This window comes from Neisseria sp. HMSC058F07 (assembly GCF_001810035.1).
Classification (GTDB): Bacteria; Pseudomonadota; Gammaproteobacteria; order Burkholderiales; family Neisseriaceae; genus Neisseria; species Neisseria perflava.
Genome location: NZ_KV799663.1, coordinates 16863 through 40483 on the forward strand (window position 1 = coordinate 16863; position 23621 = coordinate 40483).

Sequence of the window (23621 nt, forward strand, 5' to 3'; positions counted from 1 at the left end):
CCTTAAAACAATAAAATCCCAATTATCATTTTTTCATTTAAAATGAAATGCTTGAAAAAAAACCGTTAAAGTGTAAAAATCCTACCTTATACATTTAAACAGCATTCAAACAATAAAACTGCCTGCCGATTCAAACGCATGCCGACAATACGATAGGCACCGGCAAAAGGAACTTTCGTGCATATTAAAACAAACACATATCTGGCCCTTGCTGTCCTCTCAGCTTCCCTTCTTTCAGGTTGCGACAAAGTCAGCACCTTTTTCGACAAAGACGAAAACAAAGAACTCGTTCAACGTATTGAAACCAATACCGATGACGGAAAAGTCGGTATGTTGTTGCCCGACTTCGCCCAACTGGTGCAAAACGAAGGACAGGCCGTCGTCAATATTCAAGCGACACCGGCAAAACGCTCTGCGACACCGGATGACGACCACAGCATGGACCTGAGCCAATTTCCCGACAACGATCCGTTTTACGAGTTCTTCAAACGCCTTGTTCCCAATATGCCAGACATGCCGCAAGAAGATACCGAAAGCGACGATCTGAATTTCGGCTCCGGCTTCATCATCAGCAAAGACGGCTATATCCTGACCAATACCCACGTGGTTGCTGGCATGGGCAATATCAAAGTCCTGCTCAACGACAAACGCGAATACACGGCCAAACTGGTCGGCTCAGACGCCCAATCCGACGTTGCCCTCTTAAAAATTGAGCCGCAAGAAGACTTGCCGGTTGTCAAAATCGGCAATCCGAAAGATTTGAAACCGGGCGAATGGGTAGCCGCCATCGGCGCACCTTTCGGCTTTGACAACAGCGTAACTTCAGGCATCGTCTCCGCTAAAGGCCGCAGCCTGCCGAATGAAAACTACACGCCGTTCATCCAAACCGACGTTGCCATCAACCCCGGCAACTCAGGCGGCCCGTTATTCAACCTCCGCGGCCAAGTAGTCGGCATCAACTCGCAAATTTACAGCCGAAGCGGCGGTTTCATGGGCATTTCGTTTGCCATTCCGATTGATGTTGCCATGAATGTGGCCGATCAATTAAAAGCCAACGGCAAAGTCCAACGCGGTCAATTAGGCGTGGTTATCCAAGAAGTTTCTTACGATTTGGCCAAATCTTTCGGTTTGGACAAAGCAAGCGGCGCGCTGATTGCCAAAATCATGCCGAACAGCGCAGCGCAACAAGCCGGGTTGCAAGTCGGCGATATTGTCCGCAGCGTAAACGGAGAAGAAGTCCGTGCCTCCAGCGACTTGCCGGTCATGGTCGGCTCGATGATGCCGGGCAAAGAAGTGACTTTGAGCATTTGGCGCGGCGGCAAACAAACCGATGTCAAAGTCAAACTTGGCAGCGCAGCCGAACAAACGGAAACTTCTGCAAAAGAAGCCGAACACCCGCAACACGAAGGCGGCCATGACGGATTTACCGTTGAAAATGCAGGCCTAACTTTGCAGGTTGAAAACGCAGACGGCAAACAACGCTTAATCGTTCTGCGCGTTAGCGGTGCGGCCGAACGTGCCGGCCTCAAACGCGGCGACGAAATTATTGCCGTCAGCCAAATCAGCGTCAATGACGAATCCACTTTCCGTAGCGCATTGGAAAGCGCAGGCAAAAACGTACCGCTTTTGGTACAACGCGAAGGCAATACTTTGTTCCTCGCGCTAAATCTGCAATAGCAAGATTTTCAGACGGCATGATGATGCGTTAAATGATAAAATACCCATCTGTCAGAGGCGGTGGGTATTTTGTTATCCGTCTTCCAGTTTAGGCCGTCTGAAAATATTTCACCGCTTATATACAATATAATTATGCAACTTATTAATTATTCGAATTCTATTTTATCCATTATTCCTGCAGCCATCGCGCTTGCCCTGGCCATTGCCACGCGTCGTGTATTGCTGTCCTTGGGTGTCGGCATTATCGTCGGCTCATTCCTGCTGGTAGGCGGTAATCCGCTTGATGCCTTGGTTCACTTGAAAGACATGGCCGTCAGCCTGACTTGGGCGGACGGCGATTGGTCTTTGGGCAAACCCAAAATCCTGCTCTTCTTAGTGCTTTTGGGGATTTTCACTTCCCTGCTGACGCATTCAGGCAGTAACCAAGCATTTGCCGATTGGGCAAAACAGCACATCAAAGGCCGCCGTGGTGCGAAGCTGCTGACTGCCTGCCTGGTATTCGTTACCTTTATTGACGACTATTTCCACAGCCTTGCCGTCGGCGCGATTGCCCGCCCTGTAACCGACAAATTCAAAGTTTCCCGCGCCAAACTGGCTTATATCCTTGACTCCACTGCCGCGCCGATGTGCGTTTTGATGCCTGTATCCAGCTGGGGGGCATCGATTATTGCTACTTTGGCAGGCCTTTTGGTGACTTACAACATCACAGACTACACACCAATGGGCGCATTCGTGGCCATGAGCCTGATGAATTACTACGCCGTCTTCGCATTGATTATGGTGTTTGTCGTGGCCTGGTTCTCCTTCGACATCGGCTCCATGGCCCGTTTGGAACGCGCCGCTTTGAATGAAATTCATGATGAAACCGTTGAAACAGGCCATCCCAACGGTCGCGTATTCGCTCTGATTGTGCCGGTTTTGGTACTGATCGTCGCCACTGTTTCCGCCATGATTTACACTGGCGCACAAGCTTCTGAAACCTTCTCTTTGCTCAGCGCATTTGAAAATACCGATGTAAACACTTCCCTCGTATTCGGCGGCACCTGCGGCGTATTGGCCGTCATCCTCTGCACCATCGGCACCATCAAAACCGGCGATTACCCTAAAGCCATTTGGCAGGGCATCATCTCTATGCGCGGTGCCATTACCATCTTAATTTTGGCATGGATCATCAGCACCGTTGTCAGCGAGATGCACACCGGCGAATACCTCTCCACTTTGGTGGCAGGCAATATCCACGCAGGCTTCCTACCCGTGATTTTGTTTATGCTCGCAGGCGTGATGGCCTTCGCTACCGGCACAAGCTGGGGCACATTCGGCATCATGTTGCCGATTGCCGCCGCCATGGCCGTCAAAGTCGAACCTTCGCTGATTATCCCTTGCATGTCTGCCGTAATGGCCGGTGCCGTATTTGGCGACCACTGCTCGCCGATTTCCGACACCACCATCCTCTCTTCTACCGGCGCACACTGCAATCACATCGACCACGTTACCTCGCAATTCCCTTACGCACTGACCGTTGCCGCCTCTGCCGCTATCGGCTACCTGATTTTAGGCATGACCGGCTCTGCGCCTTTAGGTTTTGTGGTAACCGGCATCGTGATGGTTGTGTTGATTTTCATCTTAAAAGACAAGAACAAAGCAACTGCCTAATTCAAAACCAATATTCAGACGGCCTGAGATATTCCGACACGCTCAGGCCGTCTGAATATTGCAATTACCCATATATCCATTATTCAGGACAAAACAATGAATATGCCCCATCTTCCACGCGGCCCCGTCATGGCCGACGTCGCCGCCTACCATCTGACCGAAGAAGAAAAACAACGCCTGCTCGACCCTGCCGTCGGTGGCGTTATTTTGTTCCGCCGCAACTTTGAAAACGTCTCCCAGCTCAAAGCTTTGGTTCAAGAAATCAAAGCCGTCCGCACGCCTGAACTCATCATCGCCGTCGACCACGAAGGCGGACGGGTTCAACGTTTTATTGACGGCTTCACCCGCCTGCCTGCCATGAACGTATTGGGCGAAATTTGGGACAACGAAGGCCAAGAAGCCGCCTGCGCCCAAGCAGAACAAGTCGGCTGGGTTTTGGCAACTGAACTCTCCGCCTGCGGTATCGACCTATCCTTCACGCCTGTATTGGATTTGGACTGGGGTCAATGTGCCGTTATCGGCAACCGCAGTTTCCACCGCGATGCCAACATCGTAACCCAGCTTGCCCTTGCCTTACAAAAAGGCCTGAACAAAGGCGGCATGAAATCTTGCGGTAAACACTTCCCCGGCCACGGCTTTGTCGAAGGCGACAGCCATCATGTCCTGCCTTGCGACGAACGCAGCCGCGAAGCGCTCGAAGCTGCCGACCTTATCCCCTTCCGCGCACTGAGCCAGGCAGGCATGGCCGCAGTCATGCCTGCCCACGTCGTATACCCGCAAATCGACAGCCAACCTGCCGGCTTCTCCGAAAAATGGCTGAAACAAATCCTGCGCCAAGAAATCGGATTTAACGGCGTTATCTTTTCAGACGACCTGACCATGGAAGGCGCATGCGGCGTCGGCGGCATTAAAGAACGCGCCCGACTTTCTTTTGAAGCAGGCTGCGATATTGTACTGGTGTGCAACCGTCCAGACTTGGTCGATGAATTGCGAGACGGTTTTCACGCGCCGGCAAACGCCGATTTGGCCGCACGTTGGCAATACATGGCCAACACATTGACCATCCAGGAAGCAGCCGACATCATGGCAACCGAAACATTCCAAGCTGCACAACAGGCGACCGCTAAACTGGCAACGCCCAAAGACATCGCAGGCGGTGTTAAAGTCGGCGAAGCATTCTGATTCAAGGCCGTCTGAAACATTGACGGCAAATAAAAAAGGAAGACTTTTTCAAGTCTTCCTTTTTTGATTCAAACCGATTAGCGGTGTTGCGGATTGTATCGGCTTTCCAATCGCAGGAATACCCAACCCAAAACGCTTGTCAGAACCAAATAAATCAGCGCGATTGTATAAAGCGGCTCTTCATAGACAGAATAGCGACCGGTAATCGTGCTTTGTACATAAGCCAACTCAGCCACACCGATGACGGACAACAATGAGCTGTCTTTCAACAAAGTAATAAATTCACTGGCCAATGGCGGCAACATACGGCGCAACGCTTGAGGCAAAATGACATAACGCATTGCCTGAGTATAGGTCAGACCCAGAGAACGTGCAGCTTCCATTTGGCCTTTATCAATCGATTGAATACCAGCACGGAAAATTTCACAAATATATGCACCTGAGTTCGCAACCAAAGCCAAAGAACCGGCAATCAGCGCACCATAAGAACGGCGCAGATCAACAGCTGCTTCGCCGCTAATCAGCATACCGTCTGCCGGGTGAACGAAAAATGGGAACCAAACATAAGCCCAAATCACAATTTGTACAAACAATGGCGTACCACGAAACAGCGTCACATACCAAAAAGAAATCTTACGCAACACCCAAGCCAAGGCACGCATCGGTGCACCGGCTTTTTCCGGATTGATCAAACGCGCCAATGCCAGCAGCAAACCCAAAACCGAGCCGCCTGCCGTTGCAACCACCGTCAGTCCCAGCGTCGTCAACACACCGTATAAAAACATCCAGCGGTATTCATAAATAATGTCAAAACGAAAATCCATAAATCTTCCGTCGGTCAAAATCGGTAACGAATCCGAATATTTTTTAAAATGAAGCTTGATATTTTACAAGAAAATACATTGCTTGAACGGTTTTTTGTTAAATTATTCCGCCCAACCCTGCTTTTTTTACATTTCCAATGAATTGCAGCCCCTTTTCGCCTTTGCCCATATAGGACATTTTCCGTATAAAAAACAAAGCGCAAACCCGACACAAAATTGACCGAAACACAAAAACAGCGGATAATCCGCCCATTCTTCAAACATCTTTCAGACGGCCTTCCCTCTTCCCTTAAAGGCCGTCTGAAAACATTTTAAAAAGCATAAAACATGAAAGCACCCGAACTCTTATTGCCTGCAGGCGGCCTCGAACGTATGCGCGCCGCCTACGATTACGGCGCAGATGCCGTTTACGCCGGCAGCCCGCGTTACTCCCTGCGCGCCCGCAACAACGAATTTGCCAAACTCGACGTCCTCGAGCAAGGCATTAAAGAAGCGCACGAGCGCAACAAAAAATTCTTCCTGACCGTCAATACGCTGCCGCACAACTCCAAACTCAAAACCTTTGTTTCCGATATGGAGCCCTTGATTGCCATGAAACCCGACGCGTTGATTATGGCGGATCCGGGTTTGATTATGACTGTGCGCGAAAAATGGCCGGAAATGCCGATTCACCTGTCCGTACAGGCAAACACCACCAACTACTGGGGCGTGAAATTCTGGCAAAACATCGGCGTTGAGCGCATTATTCTGTCGCGCGAATTGAGCATGGAAGAAATCGCCGAAATCCGCCAAGAATGCCCCGACATCGAACTCGAAGTCTTCATTCACGGCGCATTGTGTATCGCCTACTCCGGCCGCTGCCTGCTCTCCGGCTATTTCAACCATCGCGACCCCAACCAAGGCACCTGCACCAACTCCTGCCGTTGGGACTACAAGGTTCACAACGCCACTGAAAGCGATGCAGGCGACGCCCAACTTCTGCAAGGTTTCAACTTTGAAAAAGCTCAAGAAGAAGCCAACCAAAACTTTGAAGGCATCAATGGTCAAAAACGCCATCCCTACGCCGACAAAGTTTTCCTGATTGAAGAGTCCAACCGCCCGGGCGAAATGATGCCGATTATGGAAGATGAACACGGCACCTACATCATGAACTCCAAAGACCTTCGCGGCATTGAAGTGGTTGAGAAACTGGCAAAAATTGGTGTGGACAGCCTCAAAGTCGAAGGCCGTACCAAATCGCTCTATTATGTTGCACGCGTGGCCCAGTCCTACCGCAAAGCGATTGACGATGCCGTTGCAGGCCGTCCGTTTGATTACAGCCTGTTGAGCGAACTCGAAGGCCTCGCCAACCGTGGCTACACCAGCGGCTTCCTCGAACGCCACCAAACTCAAGACTACCAAAACTACCTCAGCGGCCATTCCACCGCCAAACAAAGCCAATACGTCGGCCACGTTACCGAAATTGATGAAAACGGCTGGGCGACAATCGAAGTTAAAAACCGCTTCGCTGTCGGCGATTCACTCGAAATCATCCACCCGAGCGGCAACCAAACCATCAAATTGGAACAAATGACCCGCAAAGGCCAGCCTGTCGATGTTGCCCCAGGCAACGGCATTCAGGTCAAAATCCCGAATATGCAAGGCAAAGAAAAAGCTTTGGTTGCGCGGATTATGAATCCTTAAGCATCAAAAAATAAAGGCCGTCTGAAAGTTTCAGACGGCCTTTTAAATGATCTATGCTGTTTTAAGCCTATTCTTGCAATACGGCAGCAATCAATTCTTCCGCACCATCATCTGCCAGTTTTTTGGCGACTGCACGACCCAAGGCATCGGCGTATTCGGCAGGGGCTTGCGCATCCGCCTGCAAAATTACCGAACCGTCAGGATGACCGACCAAGCCGCGCAAGGTCAGCAAGCCGTTTTCTTCAGTGCAATATGCGGCCAGCGGCACTTGGCAACTTCCACCCAAAGCGCGCGCCAACGCACGTTCGGCCGTAACGCAGGCGTGTGTGGTATCGTGGTTCAAAGGCTTTAAGACTTCGTACAAATCTTCGCGATGCGCTGCAATTTCAATACCCAATGCGCCTTGTCCGGCGGCAGGCAGACTGTCGGATTCCGACAAAATCATGCGGATGCGTTCGTCCAATTCCAGACGCTGCAAACCGGCGGCAGCCAAAATAATCGCGTCGTATTCGCCGTTATCGAGTTTGGACAAACGGGTTTGCACATTGCCGCGCAAAGGTTTGATAACCAAATGCGGATAGCGCACGCGCAACTGGGCTTCGCGGCGCAGGCTGGATGTGCCGACGACAGCGCCTTTGGGCATTTCTTCCAAACGCGCGTATTGGTTGGACACAAATGCGTCAAACGGATTGGCGCGTTCGCCGATGGCCGCAAGCGTAAAACCTTCAGGTAAATCCATCGGCACGTCTTTAATCGAATGCACGGCCAAGTCGGCCCGGCCGTCATACAAAGCCTGCTCCAACTCTTTGACAAACAAGCCTTTACCGCCGACTTTTGACAAAGTTCTGTCCAAAATCTGGTCGCCGCGCGTGGTCATGCCCAAAATCTCGACTTCGCAATCGGGATACAGGGCTTTCAGACGGCCTTGGATGTGTTTTGCCTGCCACATGGCAAGCAGGCTTTCGCGACTGGCGATAACGAGTTTTTTCGGGTTCATAATGGTTGCCTGAAAGATGGAAAACGGCATGAAGTCTATCATATTTTGGGCGTTTTTTCAGACGGCATGGGGGTGAATATGTTATATTTACGCCTAAAAACCAAATTTTCCGGACAACATGAAACGCGCCAAGAAATATCCTTTTTTATCCTTACAGCGGCAACGTTTTCATCTGAGCTTTGAAAACGCTTCTTCCGCCGCCAACCTTCCGTCAGAGAACGACTTCTACCGCTGGGCGTGGTCGGCCTTGAAAAACGAATACCGCCGCGCAGACATCAGCCTGATTCTTCTGGACGAAGAAGAAGCCCGCGCCTACAACCGCGACTACCGCGGCAAGGATTACGCCACCAATGTATTGAGTTTCGCGCTCAACGAAGGCGAAATCCTGCCCGACCAGTTTTCAGACGGCTTGTATGGCGATTTGGTAATTTGTCCGCAAGTGGTTTTGAAAGAGGCCGCCGAACAAGGCAAAACACCTGAGCAGCATTTTGCCCACCTGACCATACACGGTACTTTACACCTGATGGGCTACGACCACATCGAAGACAATGAAGCCGAAATAATGGAAGCCGAAGAAATCCGCCTGATGCTGGCGGCAGGCTTCCCCAACCCCTACCAAGAGGACGAATATTAAAATGGACGGTACGCAGTCGAAACCCAAGTTTTTCGAACGCCTAATCTCCCGACTTGCCGGCGAGCCTGATTCCGCCGAAGACGTATTGACCCTGCTGCGCCAAGCGCACGAGCAGGAAGTTTTTGATGCCGACACACTGACCCGGCTGGAAAAAGTATTGGACTTTGCCGAGCTGGAAGTGCGCGATGCCATGATTACGCGCAGCCGCATGAACGTATTGAAAGAAAACGACAGCATCGAGCGCATCACGGCCTACATCATCGAAACCGCCCATTCGCGTTTCCCCGTCATCGGCGAAGACAAAGACGAAGTTTTGGGCATTTTGCACGCCAAAGACCTGCTCAAATATATGTTCAACCCCGAGCAGTTCCACCTGAAATCCGTCTTGCGCCCTGCCGTTTTCGTCCCCGAAGGCAAATCACTGGCCTCCCTTTTAAAAGAATTCCGCGAACAACGCAACCACATGGCGATTGTCATTGACGAATACGGCGGTACATCCGGCCTGGTAACCTTTGAAGACATCATCGAGCAAATCGTCGGCGACATCGAAGACGAATTTGATGAAGACGACAGCGCCGACAATATCCACGCCGTTTCTTCCGAACGCTGGCGCATCCACGCTGCCACCGAAATCAAAGACATCAACACCTTCTTCGGTACGGAATACAGCAGCGAAGAAGCCGATACCATCGGTGGCCTGGTCATTCAAGAATTGGGACACCTGCCCGTACGCGGCGAAAAAGTCATCATCGGCAGCCTGCAATTTACCGTCGCACGCGCCGACAACCGCCGTCTGCACACCCTGATGGCCACACGAATTAAAGAAAACACGGATAAACCATGATTATTCTGGATCACGTCTCCAAACACTATCAAACACGCGACAACAAAGACTTTGTCGCCGTCGAGCCGACCAGCCTCGAAATCAAACAGGGTGAAATCTTTGGCTTGATGGGCTATTCCGGCGCAGGCAAATCCACCCTGCTGCGCCTGATTAACTTATTGGAACGTCCGGATACAGGTACCGTCAGCGTGTGCGGCCAAGAGCTGACCGCACTCAACGCCACGCAACTGCGCCACGCCCGACAAAACATCGGCATGGTATTCCAACAGTTCAACCTATTGAGCAACCGTACCGTTGCCGAAAACGTCGCCTTCCCTTTAGAAATTGCCAAATGGCCGTCTAAAAAAATCCAAGCGCGTGTTGAAGAATGTTTGGAAATTGTCGACTTGCAAGACCGTGCCAACCATTACCCGTCCCAACTTTCCGGCGGTCAAAAACAACGTGTCGGCATTGCCCGTGCGCTGGCGCCGCAACCTCAAGTCATCCTCGCCGACGAACCCACTTCCGCCCTCGACCCCGCCACTACGCGCAGCGTTTTGAAATGTTTGGAAGACATCAACCGACGTTTCAACGTAACCATCGTCATCGTTACCCACGAAATGAGCGTTATCCGCCGCCTGTGCGACCGTGCCGCCCTCTTGGATAAAGGCCGTCTGCTGGAAATCGTTGAAGTACACGGCAACCAAATCCATGCCCAATCCGAAATCGGGCAAGAGCTGATTCGAGAGGACTAATATGGCAGATTTAACATTTGAAAGTGCTGTTGAGACCATCGTCAGCATGAAGGGCGAAATTATCCAAGCCTTGGGCGAAACCTTTATTATGGTCGGCCTATCGACTACTTTCGCCGTTATCTTCGGTACGATTTTGGGCGTATTGCTGTTTGTGACGTCAAGCCATCAGTTGCACTACAACAAACAGCTGAATTTGTTTTTGGACAACCTGGTCAACCTGATGCGCGCATTCCCTTTCGTCATCCTGATGATTGCCATGATTCCTGTTACACGCGCCATCATCGGCACGACCATCGGCCCGGTTGCCGCCTCATTGGTATTGAGCGTATCCGGCCTATTCTACTTCGCCCGTCTGGTTGAGCAAAACCTGCGCGAAGTACCCAGAGGCGTAATTGAAGCGGCCTCCGCAATGGGTGCCTCACCCATGAGCATCATCTGCAAAGTGCTTTTGAATGAAGCGCGCGCAGGTATGGTTTCCAGCATTACCGTACTGGCTATTGGCCTTTTGTCGTACAGCGCGGCGGCAGGTATGATTGGCGGCGGCGGTTTGGGCGACCTTGCTATCCGTTACGGCTACTACCGCTATCAAATGGAAGTCATCATCTTCATCGTTGCCATCCTGGTTTTACTCGTTATCCTGATTCAAGGTATCGGCAACAGATTGGCGCGCAAACTGGATAAACGTTAAACAAACCAGGCCGTCTGAAATGGACTTACTATTTTTCAGACGGCCTGTTATCTATTTAGAACATATTAGGATATACCAAATAAATCTACAAAAAACACCCTCATATTCCCAAAATAGATTTACAATTCCTCTTTTTTTGACGGCGGCAGCTTAAGGCCGTCTGAAACCGTTTTATCATCCATCTGGAGCAAAATATGAAAACCAACACATTCTTCAAAACCCTTTCTGCTGCTGCGCTGGCCATCGTATTGGCTGCCTGCGGTGGTCAAAAAGACAGCGCGCCTGCTGCCTCTGCTGCTTCTTCTGCCGACAACGGCGCAGAGAAAAAAGAAATCGTCTTCGGTACAACCGTCGGCGACTTCGGCGATATGGTAAAAGACCAAATCCAACCGGCTTTGGAGAAAAAAGGCTATAAAGTCAAACTGATCGAGTTCACCGACTATGTGCGCCCCAACCTTGCTTTGGCTGAAGGCGAATTGGACATCAACATCTTCCAACACAAACCTTATCTGGATGACTTCAAAAAAGAACACAAACTGGACATCACTGAAGCCTTCCAAGTACCGACTGCACCTTTGGGCCTGTACCCTGGCAAACTGAAATCTTTGGACGAAGTGAAAGACGGCGTCAGCGTTTCTGCGCCTAACGACCCATCCAACTTTGCCCGTGCATTGGTTATGTTGAACGAATTGGGCTGGATTAAACTGAAAGCCGACGTTGATCCGCTGACTGCTTCTAAAAACGATATTGCCGAGAATCCAAAAAATATCCAAATCGTAGAGCTTGAAGCCGCCCAACTGCCACGCAGCCGTGCCGACGTTGACTTTGCCATCGTTAACGGCAACTACGCCATGAGCAGCGGCATGAAACTGACCGAAGCCCTGTTCCAAGAGCCAAGCTTTGCCTACGTTAACTGGTCTGCCGTCCGCACTGCCGACAAAGACAGCCAATGGCTGAAAGATGTAACCGAAGCCTACAACTCTGACGAGTTCAAAGCTTACTCACAAAAACGCTTTGCCGGTTACAAATATCCTGCGGCATGGGGTGAAAACGCAGCTGCAGGCGCTCAAGCCGAAGCTGCTTCTACTGCTTCTGCCACCAAATAAGTAACTTTTTGAAAAAAGGCCGTCTGAACATTCAGACGGCCTTTTTCTATTGATTATCTCTTCTCAAAGCTCAAAACAAGTTTTTTGATTAACGCCAAATACTTACGTAATTCCCTTTTTAAAACCAAATCAATATGTTGTAAAAAAGTTCAATAAGAAATCATGTTTTTATTCAATATAATCAATCACTAAATGAATTATTCTACTTTTTTATAATATTCACTAGTAATGTTCCGCTTATCCTGATATTATACCGTTTATCTAAAGACATCCGGTTATCTGCATTACAGACCGTTCATCTGAATTGCTTCAAACCACTTTGTCGGATTTTCCCATGTATGTTGTGTTTCTCCGTATCGAAGGGGTTTGAGCGGTCGAAATACCGTTTTGCTTAGATATTAAAGCTTCGTGCTTTGAAATGAGTGAATTTTTGTTTTAAGTGTCGTAATCTCTTGCTAATTACTCCCAGCTGCAAGAGTTTCAGGGTTGCCCCTTGGGCAGCCCTTCTTTTTTTATATTTCATTATTTCAATATTTTAGACTTTCCCTTATTCATATATTCAAAGCAACTGGCAAAACTATTCTTTTTCTCAATCTCAAATCTTCTTCAATTCATTATTTGGCATCACCAGCCAAACCTGTGCCTTTTTAACTTGGGCCGCTGCTCGGATGGCCGCTTCATCCATAATAGAAAATGCGGTAGAAAAAGCATCGGCAACTGCCGCACTTTCCGCCATGACGCTCATGCTTTTATAGCGCGGTTGGCTTCCGCCTGTACGCGGATCAAAAAGATGGGTAAATTTGCCAGCTTCGTCCATCACCGTGCCATAGCCACCCGATGTGGCAAACGCTTGATTTTTCATGGCAATGGTGGTCAGGATTTGGTCTTCTTGGTCAGGATTGCGAATGCTGACATTCCACTCGCGCTGGTTGGCATTATCAAAGCCGTAAATCTCCCCCATATCAATCAATGCCTGGGTAACGCCTTGCTGCTTCAACAATTCGGCTACTTTGTCGGTGATATAGCCTTGGGCAATGCCGTTAAGCGACAAGCCCATGCCTTTTTGGGCAAAACGGATTTCTTTAGTATCAAAATCGACTTTGTTGAAATCCACTAATTTGAGCGTGTCTTTGATACTGCGTTCAGATGGTGGCGTTTCGGTTTTGGGGTTTCTCCTGAAATAGTTGGCATACAGATTCCACAAAGGCTGAATGCTGGGATCAAATGCACCCTGCGTCAGCTGATGGATATCTCGGCTGATACTGAGCAGCTGCAAAAAATCGGATGGCGGATTCTTCAGACGGCCTTCTCGGTTTAAACGGCTGATCAGGCTGTCGTCCCGATACAGGCTGAAGATTTTTTCCAACCGTGAAACTTCTGCCAATACTTTGTTGATCAGTATCTCCGCCTGCCTGCGCCCAACGCCGAACAAACGCAATTCCGCACCCGAGCCTAATGCAATCCCTTTCCAGATAACAGGCTGCCCTTCTTGATTCGGGCTGGCTGAATGAGTCAGCTGATTGGTTTTGCGGCTGATGGCAAAAGGAATGCTGACACCGGCGGCAAGGGTGGCAGCTATGGCAAGGAAACGGCGGCGCGTTAAAGGGGTGGACATAAAGTATTCCTTAGATTTTTTATCTTTATATTGAAAGCCGCATTCATTAAATCAGCAATCTGCAGCTTCCAACACAAAGGCCGTCTGAAACTGTTTCAGACGGCCTTTATTGGTTGTTTTATTTGAAAATGTATTCGTCGGGCATCTCTGCAAAACCGACTACTCTGCCGCCTTTTTCTTTGGCGAATTTTTCAGCCTGAGCCTTGTCGGCAAACGGAAGCGCGTCTTCCGCACCCATGCCGCCAATAAAGCTGCTTTCAATAACGTAATAGGCCTTTTTCGCATCTATCCATTCAGTGTCAGCATTGGGTTTTTCCCAATCTTTGACTTTACCCATATCGGTAACATAGATGGCATGAATGCCTTTAGGCTCTTCGGGCAGTTTGGTGTAGCCGAACATCTGCTTGATGGTGGAAAACCAAACCGGTTTGTCAGGTTTGCCGTTCAAGAAGATTTGCGCTTTAGGGCCGTTGTGTTCAGTCAAATTCATGCTGCAGTAATGACCGACCGCGCTGTCGCTGATTTGTTGGGGCGCAGGCGGAGGGCTGTTGTCCTGCTTGCTGCAGGCTGCCAATGCGATGAGTGTGAAGGTTGTCAATAATATTTTTCTCATATTTGTCGCTTTCCGAAAATCCAGGCGGCTAAAATCAAAGGAATGATAACCCATAATACCTGAGCCGTCAGCAAAATAGGCATACTCAGGCTGATTTGTTCGCTCAAACCTGCCATGCCGGCATACATGGCTGTATTTTCGTAACCCGTCAGGTTCAGCAGGCGATAAATGTCTGCGGGGTTGAACAGAAGAACGGTTTCCACTACAGGCGCGGTAATGACTTGTTCGGTATCGGCAACCAAAACACCCAAAAGCGCCATATCGAAAATAACGACAAAAAACAGCCATACGCCGATGGCGATACCGGCGGCTGTACCGCGTTCTTTAACTTTTGCGCTGATCAAATAGCCCATGGACAAAAAGGCTGCGCCAAGAATCACGCTGGCAGCAATCAAAAGGGCGAAAGGTTGCCATGCGGCAATATCAAAACCGCCGTTGGCAAGCTGAAGGGTAATACCTGCCAATCCGTAGCCTGCGGTGGTAGCAAGGGCAAGAATGATGAGGTGGCCGATAAATTTACCGGCAAGGATTTGGTTGCGCGAGATGGGGTAACTTAGCAACAACGCCATTGTACCGCGCTCGATTTCGCCGATCAGTGCATCATAAGAGAGCAACATCGCAATCAGCGGGATCAAGAAGATAGACAGGCTGGACAGACTGACTACAGTTACCGTCAAGGGATCAACCTTGACCGAACCGGTAGGCGAGCTGCCGAGAAAGCCTAATGACAGTGCCAATGCGGCAAGCAAAAGTGCGGCGGCAAGAACCCAACGGTTGCGCAGGCTGTCTCGGACTTCTTTGCCGGTAATAATCCAAACGGGGTTCATACGTCTTCCCTCTTCAAGAATTGCGCGTACATATCATCAAGTGTTGGCGTGTGGATATCGATGTAGGCAAGACTACCCAAATCACCCAATTCGCTCAAAAGTCCCATACGCTCTTCGGCTTTACATTGCGCTTTATACGACAGGCCGTCTGAAAGCGGATGCCAACGCTCGCTCAACGGGCGCGCTTCTTTCAAGCGGACGTTGACGGTCAGCGGTAGACCGCTTTGAACATGCAACTCATCCATGCTGCCGTCAGCAACTTTCACGCCGTTTTTCATAACGATGATGCGGTCGGCGTGGCCGTCAAGCTCGGCCAGTGCATGGGTGCTGAGCAATACGGTTGCGCCGCGCCCATTGAGTTCGCGCACAACTTCGTAAAACATTTGACGTGAAGCCGGATCAAGGCCGGTAGTTGGCTCGTCAAACAATAAAACTTTAGGCTCGCCCAACAAGGCTTGTGCCAAAGCGAGGCGTTGACGCATACCTTTAGAGTAAGTGCCGACACGGCGGCGTGCGGCCTGGGAAATGCCGACACGCTCGAGCAATTCGCGGTTTTTACTCAGGGGCTGTTTTTTTAGTTTGGCATAGAAATCCATGGTTTCGATACCGGTCAATGAAGGGTGCAATGCAACCGTTTCAGGCAGGTAACCGATTTGGCTGCGACGCTGCGCCCCTGCTTTACTGCCGGTCGGCTCTCCCAAAAGCATCACTTCGCCCTCGGTCGGCGTAATCAGGCCGAGTATCAGCTTCATAATGGTAGATTTGCCTGCACCGTTGTGTCCTGCCATGCCGACGCTCTCGCCAGCCTTGAGAACCAGATCGACTTGGTTGACGGCCTTTTGGCTGCCAAACTGCTTGGTCACGTTTCTTAATTCAACGTGGTTGGTACTGCTCATGGATATTCCTCTAGTGAATGTTTCAGACGGCCTTTGATATTGGGCCGTCTGAAAGGTTACATATTGGCATTTCCGCCTGTCAACGCACCGTTTTCGGCATTACCCCATTCGGATTGGTGCGTTTTTGCTTCATGCAGCAATTCGTCCTTCATGGCTTCGTATTTGGTTGTCGTTTTATTGCGGACAGGGTTCATCAAAGGCTTGCTGTCAATTACGCCGCCGGGCAGGATGGCGGGAAATTGAGATTGCGCCCATTTGACAATGCTGATGGCAGGGCTGTTCATCAATAACCGGGCGACGGGTGCGCGCCAGATGATTTGGTCGATAATCCCATTGGGACGGTAGGCACTGTCGCCGAAGCCGTCGCCGTCAAGGTCAAAGGCGCTGTTATCGCTCCAATAGTTGCCGCGACCACCCTCGCCCCAATCAAGGAAACGGGTGCTGACGTATTTGACTTGGCTTTCGTTGTTGATAAACGAATTATTGAACAGGCTTGTGCCTTCAATGGCCGCGGTAAAGTGAATACCGATTTGACAGTTTTCAAAATGGTTGTCGAAAATTTTATTGTAGTTGGCATTGTAGGCAAACACGCATTTGCCTGCCTTGTTGATCACATTATCGTGAATTTCGGAATAATTGACGTAGTTGAGCATAATGCCTTGGTCGCGGCTGCCAACGGCAATGTTGCCATACACTTTCAGGCGTTCGGAAAACATCAGCACATAACCCATATTGTTGCCGACGGAGATATTGTTGCTGACTTCGCTGTCATTGGTGTACATATAATGGACGGCAAAGCGTAAGTCGCTAAAACGGTTGCCTTTGTAGGTATTATGGGTACTGGTATTTGAAAAAATACCGTCACGGCCTTTGGAAATATCGTTATCAATCACTTGCGCACCGGGCGCATTCCAGACGGTTACGCCGTTGCCGCGTTCGTTGACGCGCAGGGTTGCATCGCCGATGATTTTATTTTCCCGCACCATGGATTCTGCCGCACCGTGAATATACACGCCGACGGAATTGTCGACGATGTTGTTATGCTCCACCAGCGCGCGCGTTGCCGTCTCTTCTAAATAGATACCGGCATCCATTGCCGGCAAACTCATGCCGGAATGGGAAACGGTCAGATTGCGCAAAGTTACATCAGGCGCATGAACGGCAACCGTCCTCCCACTCCGGTCGCCGACAATCTTGGCGGAACGGTCGGCAGGGCCTTCGATGGTAATGGGTTTGTCGATATAGAGTTTGGTTTTGTATATACCGGAGGCAAGCTTGAGCGTATCGCCGGCTTGGGCGCGCGCCAAAGCATCATTGAGATTGTCTTGTGCGGATACGTTGATGACTGCGGCAAAGGCCGTCTGAACCATGCTGCCAAGCAGCAATACGAGTGCGGCACGTTGCCATTTGGAACGATGGATTTGTGTGTGCGTCATAATCATATCTCTGTTTCAGACGGCCTGCTTGCCGCATGATAAACCGATGCGGAAACAGGTATTTTGGTGTTATAGCAAAGCTGTCTGATGATGGCTTTCATTTTGTGACCATATCGGCCGACAAACAACTTTGCTATAAAGGCCGTCTGAAAGAATGTTTTTTCAGACGGCCTGAAGAATTAAATCATCAAACCGAAATTATTTTGGTTTAACAATCATTTGGCCAGACATTTCCATGTGCAATGCGTGGCAGAACCATTGGCAGTAGTACCAGTGTACGCCTGGACGGACAGCTTTGAAGGTTACAGAAGATGTAGCTTGCGGGCCAATCTCCATAGCAATGCCATAACCTTCCAAAGTAAAGCCGTGAGTCAAGTCTTCAATGGTCTCAACGTTGGTTACATATACGGTAACTTCGTCGCCTTGGTTCACTTCAAATTGAGGAACGCTGTAAGCAGGCGCAACGGCAGTCATGTACACGCGTACTTTGTTGCCTTCACGTACGACTTTGGCAGCTTTTTCCAGCTCAACACCGTCTTTTTGAGCTTGTTCCAAAGCTTCTTGCCAGAACCATGGGTCTTTGCGGTCCCAAGTTTTGCTTGGGTTCACTTTAGACGCAGCAACCAAGCACAAGTCGTGTGGTTCGGCAAAAGTCGGATTGTCATGCACCAGACGCATTTCGTCGCCGGAGATGTCGATCAATTGGTCACACTCAGGTTTCAAAGGACCGGCATTCAAGAAGCGGTCTTTAGAGAACTTGTTCAAAGATACCAACCATTTACCGTCGGCTTCTTTGGTTTCGCCCATGGTAGTGTGGTTGTGACCCGGTTGATAGTGAACGTCGAGTTTTTGTTTGATCGGATCGATTTTCTCGCCTTTATAGGCTTTAATCGCGTCGTCGATGTTCCATTTCACCATTTGACTGTCGATAAACAATGTAGTATAGGCATTGCCGCGACCGTCAAATGCAGTGTGTAATGGGCCAAGACCCAGTTGAGGCTCGGCTACGACAACATCGCGCTCTTTGATTTTACCTGCAAACAAGTCATCCAGTTTGCTAACATCCAATACGGTAACGGTTGGAGACAGTTTACCGTTGAGCATGATGTATTTGCCGTCAGGGCTTGCATTACAACCGTGAGGAGAGTTAGGAACCGGGATGTAACGAGTGTATGGAGAGTTGGCTTCCGCACGACCGTCCAACATTTTTACGCCGTTAACTTCTTTGAAGTCGCCTTTTTTGATGCCTTCTTCGATGGCGGCCAGGTTAAATACTACACACCAGTCTTGTTCGTTAGAAGATGCACCTTGTACAGTCAGAGCGCGCTCAGAGTTATAGCAGGTAGAGAAAGAGTATTTACCTTGGTAGTCGGCATCGCCATTATCCAAGTTACCGTCTACCAATACTTGCCATGCGATGTCCATGGTTTCGCCATCAACTGCAGTATAAACGGCATTCCAAGTTTTAGGATCATCCCATTTGCCTACGCCGTCAACAGGAACGATATGCTCACCGTTGGCAAATACGTAGCCAGTTTTCGGATAGCGTTGAGGACGCAGACCGTGGATACCTGAAGCATTAGGAATATCGATGATTTTATCAGTTTTCATCACATCCAAGCGGATACGGCAAACACGGGTGTTTGCTTTATCGTTGGCGTAAGCATAACGGCCATCGTAAGTTTGGTCGGTGAAAGACAAGTGCGGGTGGTGCAAGTCGCCGTTAGGGTAGCAACGCAGACCGCTGTCTTGCAGGAATTTACGGGTTTCCGGCGTAATTTTTTCATTCAAAATACGCAGGCTCTCGTTGGTACGACCCCAACCGGTAGCGCTGTCCATATTGAACACAGGGATACGCATCAACTCACGCATAGAAGGTACGCCGATCAAGCGCATTTCACCTGATTGACCGCCTGACAAGAAACCGTAGTATTGGTCAAGTTCGCCTGGACCAACTTCGGAAGTTTGTTTGCCCGGTTCGGCAGAATGAGCAGCGGCTTTTTCGGCAGGTGCAGCACCGGAAGCAGCAGCTTTATCACCCTCGCCGTTAGAGCAACCGGCCAAGCCCAACAAACCGGCACCAGCAATACCCGCACCGGAAGCAGCGGCAGTACCTAAGAATGAACGACGGCTTAAGCCGTTTTGTTCTAATTTTTCGTCTGACATACGACACTCCTTGGATAAAATCCGGCGGCCGATTTTTCAGACGGCCTGCCGATGAAAAACTTTCTAAGTCAGGCTGCCGATACAGCCCTCTTTTTTTATTGATAAATTACTACTTGTCGACACTGATTGCCGATTCTTTTTTAACAAACTGGACGACTTGTGCTTGAGCATTTTGCGTCACTGCCGCATCATGCTGTTCAGCTTTTGCCGCCGCTTGTTTTTGTTTTTTCTTATTCGTTGCCACTACTTGGGGACAACGCGTATCGTGATGATACATTACCTGACAATGCAGACATTGGATACATTCGTTCGGATGAATGTCGCCTTCAGGTGCGATTGCCTGTACGGGACATTCGTGTGTACAAATCTGGCATGGGTTACCGCACATTTTATAACGGCGCAGCCAATCAAACACACGGAAGCGGCCCGGCAATGCAATACCTGCACCCAAAGGACACAGATAACGGCAGAAGAAACGTTCGATGAACAAGCCTGCAATCAGCAAAGCGGCGGCGAACAGAACAAACCACCATTCACGCATGAATTTCAAAATAATTGCAGTTTTGAAAGGCTCAATTTCAGCAAATTTTTCAGCCGTACCCAAATCGTACAGGGAAATTGCCAGCAAAGCGAAGAAAATTACATATTTAATCGCACTCAGACGGGTATGCAACAAGTGTGGCACTGTAATTTGTTTCAGACCCAATTTTTTAGCGATACGGTTGGTTAACTCTTGCAATGCACCGAAAGGGCACAGCCATCCACAGAATGTACCGCGGTTCCACAACAGCATGGTCGCCGCTGTAAAGAGCCACAGAATGAATACCAGCGGATCCATCAGGAAAAATTCCCAGTGGAACTCAGTCAAAACAGCTGAGAACAACGTCAAAGTATTCACTACCGATAATTGTGCCTGAGCATACCAGCCGATATAAAACAGCGTAAAGGTCAGGAAACAGAGACGGAATCGGTCATACCATTTTTCGTAACGGACAATCCAATCTTGGAACAGGAATACCAACAGAAGAATTGTCAAAGCAATACCGACAACCACGATTTGACCTTGTTTGGCTTTCCAAACCTGTTTCCAAAGTTGGTTGGATACGCCTTCCTCAGCCGTTGCATCTTCTGCAATACCTGTACTTTCTTCCGGAGCAGAGGCTGCCACAGCCACCGGCTCAACCGGTGCACTAATTTCAACCGGCGGTGCTTTAGGATCGTCAACGTAGTAGCCTTTTGGCAATTCGTAATCCAAATCTGCAGTTACGAAAGCCTTATCGTTAACACTCAACACACGTTGAATCATCAGTTGTAAACGCCATGGTTCAGCACCATCAAATTCCACACCTTCGGGGATAGTGAACCAAGAAACTTCTTTAAATGCAGGCGCACCTTCGGCGGATAAAGCAACTACACGTTCATGTTGCGCATCGGTAAAGCGGAAGCTGGTATCGCCTTGAATCATTTCAATACGGTCAAAGATACCACCGCGAACATAACCCGAACCTTTCCAAGAATAGCGACCTTCGCCGGCCACCATCACGGCTTCTTGGCCAGGTTTCAAACGTTTTTGCAGGTTTTTCCAACCGGCTTCACCTAAAAGGCTTTTACCGATGGAAGGCTGGCTGACCAAGGCAACATACAGATCAATAAATGTATCGTTACCATCACCCTGCTCCGCATGATCTGCCACACCTGCTTTACCGCTTTTCTCAAACAGTTTATTGATTTCGTCGATAGAAATATGCAGATGACCGACGGCTTTTTGTTCCAAAAGCGCATTCCATGACAGGATATCTTGTTTGTCTTGATTGGCAACACGACGCGGACGGGTTTGAACGGCAGGCTCGGCAGACTGTTCGTCGGAAGCAGCTGCCGTACCGGCTTGAACTGCTTTATCTGTACCCAAATGATATTGATGGATTACTGCTTTAACAGAGCGCTGAATACTGTCATTGATGACCATCAGGGTCACAGTCGCACCACTAATAATATCCCCTGGTGCAACACCTGGTTGAGGCGGGTTTTTAATAAAATTTAAGCCGATATATTTGTCAATGAATTTATCGACACGGGATTGCGGGATACCGATCAGCATAATCGGCTCATGGTGCTCAACCAATTTTGCGCCGGCAATAGTGCCATCATTGGCCAATGCAACCATCGTATCGATCGGTTTGCTCGAATAACCGCGCGTATTGACCACGTCAGTCGTGATATAAACCAAGCCAAGCTGCTCTTCGCCCTTGTACACGCGAGCAACCAAGGGCTTACCTTCAGGCTTACCGTAGCGGTCAGCACCTGGGAAAATTTCAGACGGCTGAACTTTTGCCAAGAAATCAGGCAAGCGTTCCGCGTAAGCAGGCAGGCTTACCATCATCACGAAAAATACAGCAAACAGCATAAGGATTCGTTTCCAAATGCCACTTAAGCACTTCATTTCAAGACAGGACATGGCTATTCCCGATATATCGATACTCTAAACACTTATATTATATGAATCATCTATCAGCAATAATTTGATTAAAATCAAGTTTACAAATCTTAAAACCAGATTCTACATACTAATAATACTTTAGAACTACATTAGATGAACCTTTTATTATTAGGCATGAAACATAGGAAAATCAACTCAATCCAAGAATCATCCCCATATTATTAACTTATTTATAATAATACTCAAAACAATTTCTGAAATTTCATTTAGCATATATTAAATAGAATAGAACCTGACTTAAATTTCCATAGGCCGCCTGAAAACGAATATCGAAAATACTTTAACCTACCCCTACAATGACAAAATACATTTCTTACAAAAACAAAAAGAGCCTATATAAAACAGGCTCTTTTTTCAGACTAATCTTAAGTCAGATTAGAATTTGTGACGCAGGCCAACAGTACCAGCAGTTTTCTCGTATTTGTAGTCGCCTTTGCCTTCTTTCAACCAGCCGGCAGACAACAGGGCAGAAGTGCGTTTAGAGAAGTCGTAGTCAGCACCAACGATAACTTGGTTGTAAGCGCTATTTTTTTGTTTTACGCCATCTTCTTTAGCTTTGAAGCCGTGAGCGTAAGAAACACGAGGAGTTACGTTGCCGAAGCGGTAAGCAGCAGTTGCACCAACTTCAGTACGTTCGTTTTTCTTAGCACCAGCTACGTCAGCTTTGAAGCCTTCGTATTGACCTACAACAGCAACCATCAGGTTGTTAGCATCGTAACCAGCAGTCAGACGGTGTGCTTGGTGATCCTTGTAAGCACCAGCAGCCAAAGTAGTGTTGCCGTTGAATGCATCCAAGTAGCCAGCATCCAAGTCAGCACGTTTAGCATAAGAACCAGCATAGCGACCGAAGAAGCCAGAGTTTTCGTAGTTCAGGCCCAAATCGTAAGATTCACGGCTTTTCACAGTGTGAGTGTATTTATCGCCAGGGTTAGCATTGTCGCGAGGTTGGTATTGTACGCTTGCACTGAAACCACCAAATACAGGAGTGTCGTAACGTACAGATACTTTACGAGTATCTACACGTTTAATTTTACCCAGTTGCAGAGCATCTGCGTTAGCGGCACCAGATTCCCAAGGGTCGAAGCTGTCGCTACTGTCTTTCAGAGCAGTGTTCAGGTTACCGGCACGAACTTTACCGAAACCACCTTCCAAACCAATGAAAGATTCACGGTTAGCAAAACCAGAGTCACCACCGGCGATAGAAGTGTTTTGTTCAACTTGCCAAATAGCATTCAAGTTGCTACCCAAGTGTTCGTGGCCTTTGAAGCCGATGCGAGAACCGTAGTCAGCAATCTCAGTAGCAGTTTTAGAAGTAGCTTTACCCACTTTTACTTTAGAAATTTCAACGCCGGCTTTAACTTGACCGTACAGAGTCACATCAGCCATAGCTGCAACAGGCAGAGCTGCCAAAGTCAGAGCAATCAGAGATTTTTTCATTGCTGTATTCCTTTTCTATTGTGAAGAAATAACTTAAGCAGACCGGACAATCCGCTTAGGCTTACATTATCGCTGGAATCAGCGATTCCATGACTGTTACTATAATTGCTCC

19 protein-coding genes are annotated in these 23621 nt (G+C 48.9%); 9 read left to right on the forward strand and 10 right to left on the reverse strand.

Annotated elements, in window-relative coordinates; all coding sequences use genetic code 11:
* Positions 1-177 precede the first annotated feature (177 nt).
* The 3 genes from HMPREF2696_RS00275 (at position 178) to nagZ (ending at position 4512) form a co-directional block, all read left to right on the forward strand.
* Positions 178-1677, forward strand: a complete 1500-nt coding sequence (locus HMPREF2696_RS00275; RefSeq protein ID WP_004519688.1) for a DegQ family serine endoprotease — start codon at positions 178-180, stop codon at positions 1675-1677.
* Between the two features lie 132 nt (positions 1678-1809).
* A complete protein-coding gene (locus tag HMPREF2696_RS00280; protein WP_070587430.1) occupies positions 1810-3330 on the forward strand; it encodes a Na+/H+ antiporter NhaC family protein in 1521 nt (506 codons plus the stop codon).
* A 96-nt stretch (positions 3331-3426) separates the two neighbouring features.
* Positions 3427-4512 carry a beta-N-acetylhexosaminidase gene (gene nagZ / locus HMPREF2696_RS00285; protein WP_070587432.1) on the forward strand — a complete coding sequence of 362 codons (1086 nt, stop codon included), beginning with the start codon at positions 3427-3429 and terminating at the stop codon, positions 4510-4512.
* Positions 4513-4589: 77 nt separating this feature from the next.
* On the opposite strand, the gene HMPREF2696_RS00290 is transcribed toward nagZ, so the two are convergent.
* A complete protein-coding gene (locus tag HMPREF2696_RS00290) occupies positions 4590-5336 on the reverse strand; it encodes an amino acid ABC transporter permease (RefSeq protein ID WP_070587434.1) in 747 nt (248 codons plus the stop codon).
* A 327-nt stretch (positions 5337-5663) separates the two neighbouring features.
* On the opposite strand from HMPREF2696_RS00290, the gene yegQ reads away from it, so the two are divergent.
* Positions 5664-7019 carry a prephenate-dependent tRNA uridine(34) hydroxylase TrhP gene (yegQ, locus tag HMPREF2696_RS00295; RefSeq protein ID WP_070587436.1) on the forward strand — a complete coding sequence of 452 codons (1356 nt, stop codon included), beginning with the start codon at positions 5664-5666 and terminating at the stop codon, positions 7017-7019.
* Between the two features lie 67 nt (positions 7020-7086).
* Here the strand turns inward: yegQ and hemC are convergent, their stop codons facing one another.
* The gene (hemC, locus tag HMPREF2696_RS00300) at positions 7087-8016 is read right to left on the reverse strand and encodes a hydroxymethylbilane synthase (RefSeq protein ID WP_107848928.1); all 930 of its coding nucleotides are present in this window, start codon (positions 8014-8016) and stop codon (positions 7087-7089) included.
* 118 nt (positions 8017-8134) lie between these two features.
* On the opposite strand from hemC, the gene ybeY reads away from it, so the two are divergent.
* The 5 genes from ybeY (at position 8135) to HMPREF2696_RS00325 (ending at position 12022) form a co-directional block, all read left to right on the forward strand.
* Positions 8135-8650, forward strand: a complete 516-nt coding sequence (gene ybeY / locus HMPREF2696_RS00305; protein WP_049344870.1) for an rRNA maturation RNase YbeY — start codon at positions 8135-8137, stop codon at positions 8648-8650.
* A 1-nt stretch (position 8651) separates the two neighbouring features.
* Complete coding sequence (locus tag HMPREF2696_RS00310) at positions 8652-9494, forward strand: HlyC/CorC family transporter (protein WP_049344871.1); 843 nt, start codon at positions 8652-8654, stop codon at positions 9492-9494.
* Positions 9491-10228 carry a methionine ABC transporter ATP-binding protein gene (locus tag HMPREF2696_RS00315; RefSeq protein ID WP_004519679.1) on the forward strand — a complete coding sequence of 246 codons (738 nt, stop codon included), beginning with the start codon at positions 9491-9493 and terminating at the stop codon, positions 10226-10228. The genes HMPREF2696_RS00310 and HMPREF2696_RS00315 overlap by 4 nt, the downstream gene beginning before the upstream one ends.
* A 1-nt stretch (position 10229) precedes the next feature.
* Positions 10230-10916 carry a methionine ABC transporter permease gene (locus HMPREF2696_RS00320; RefSeq protein WP_070587440.1) on the forward strand — a complete coding sequence of 229 codons (687 nt, stop codon included), beginning with the start codon at positions 10230-10232 and terminating at the stop codon, positions 10914-10916.
* A 194-nt stretch (positions 10917-11110) separates the two neighbouring features.
* Positions 11111-12022, forward strand: coding sequence for a MetQ/NlpA family ABC transporter substrate-binding protein (locus HMPREF2696_RS00325; RefSeq protein ID WP_070587443.1), 912 nt, complete (start codon positions 11111-11113; stop codon positions 12020-12022).
* A 595-nt stretch (positions 12023-12617) separates the two neighbouring features.
* On the opposite strand, the gene HMPREF2696_RS00330 is transcribed toward HMPREF2696_RS00325, so the two are convergent.
* The 8 genes from HMPREF2696_RS00330 to porB form a co-directional block, all read right to left on the reverse strand.
* The gene (locus tag HMPREF2696_RS00330) at positions 12618-13637 is read right to left on the reverse strand and encodes an FAD:protein FMN transferase (RefSeq protein WP_070587445.1); all 1020 of its coding nucleotides are present in this window, start codon (positions 13635-13637) and stop codon (positions 12618-12620) included.
* A 118-nt stretch (positions 13638-13755) separates the two neighbouring features.
* On the reverse strand, positions 13756-14250 hold the full coding sequence (locus HMPREF2696_RS00335; RefSeq protein WP_004519674.1) for a nitrous oxide reductase accessory protein NosL: 495 nt from the start codon (positions 14248-14250) through the stop codon (positions 13756-13758).
* Entirely contained in the window at positions 14247-15077 is an 831-nt protein-coding gene (locus HMPREF2696_RS00340) for an ABC transporter permease (protein WP_004519673.1), read from the reverse strand. Before HMPREF2696_RS00340 ends, HMPREF2696_RS00335 begins: the two co-directional genes overlap by 4 nt.
* On the reverse strand, positions 15074-15973 hold the full coding sequence (locus HMPREF2696_RS00345; protein ID WP_004519672.1) for an ABC transporter ATP-binding protein: 900 nt from the start codon (positions 15971-15973) through the stop codon (positions 15074-15076). The genes HMPREF2696_RS00340 and HMPREF2696_RS00345 overlap by 4 nt, the downstream gene beginning before the upstream one ends.
* Positions 15974-16029: 56 nt before the next feature.
* Positions 16030-17409, reverse strand: coding sequence for a nitrous oxide reductase family maturation protein NosD (locus tag HMPREF2696_RS00350; protein WP_100066638.1), 1380 nt, complete (start codon positions 17407-17409; stop codon positions 16030-16032).
* A gap of 198 nt (positions 17410-17607) precedes the next feature.
* Positions 17608-19575: a TAT-dependent nitrous-oxide reductase gene (gene nosZ, locus HMPREF2696_RS00355; protein WP_004519669.1), complete on the reverse strand. Its 1968-nt coding sequence runs from the start codon at positions 19573-19575 to the stop codon at positions 17608-17610.
* A gap of 109 nt (positions 19576-19684) precedes the next feature.
* Complete coding sequence (locus HMPREF2696_RS00360) at positions 19685-21979, reverse strand: NosR/NirI family protein (RefSeq protein WP_210383745.1); 2295 nt, start codon at positions 21977-21979, stop codon at positions 19685-19687.
* A gap of 468 nt (positions 21980-22447) precedes the next feature.
* A complete protein-coding gene (gene porB, locus HMPREF2696_RS00365) occupies positions 22448-23509 on the reverse strand; it encodes a trimeric porin PorB (protein ID WP_070503692.1) in 1062 nt (353 codons plus the stop codon).
* Between the last annotated feature and the right edge of the window lie 112 nt (positions 23510-23621).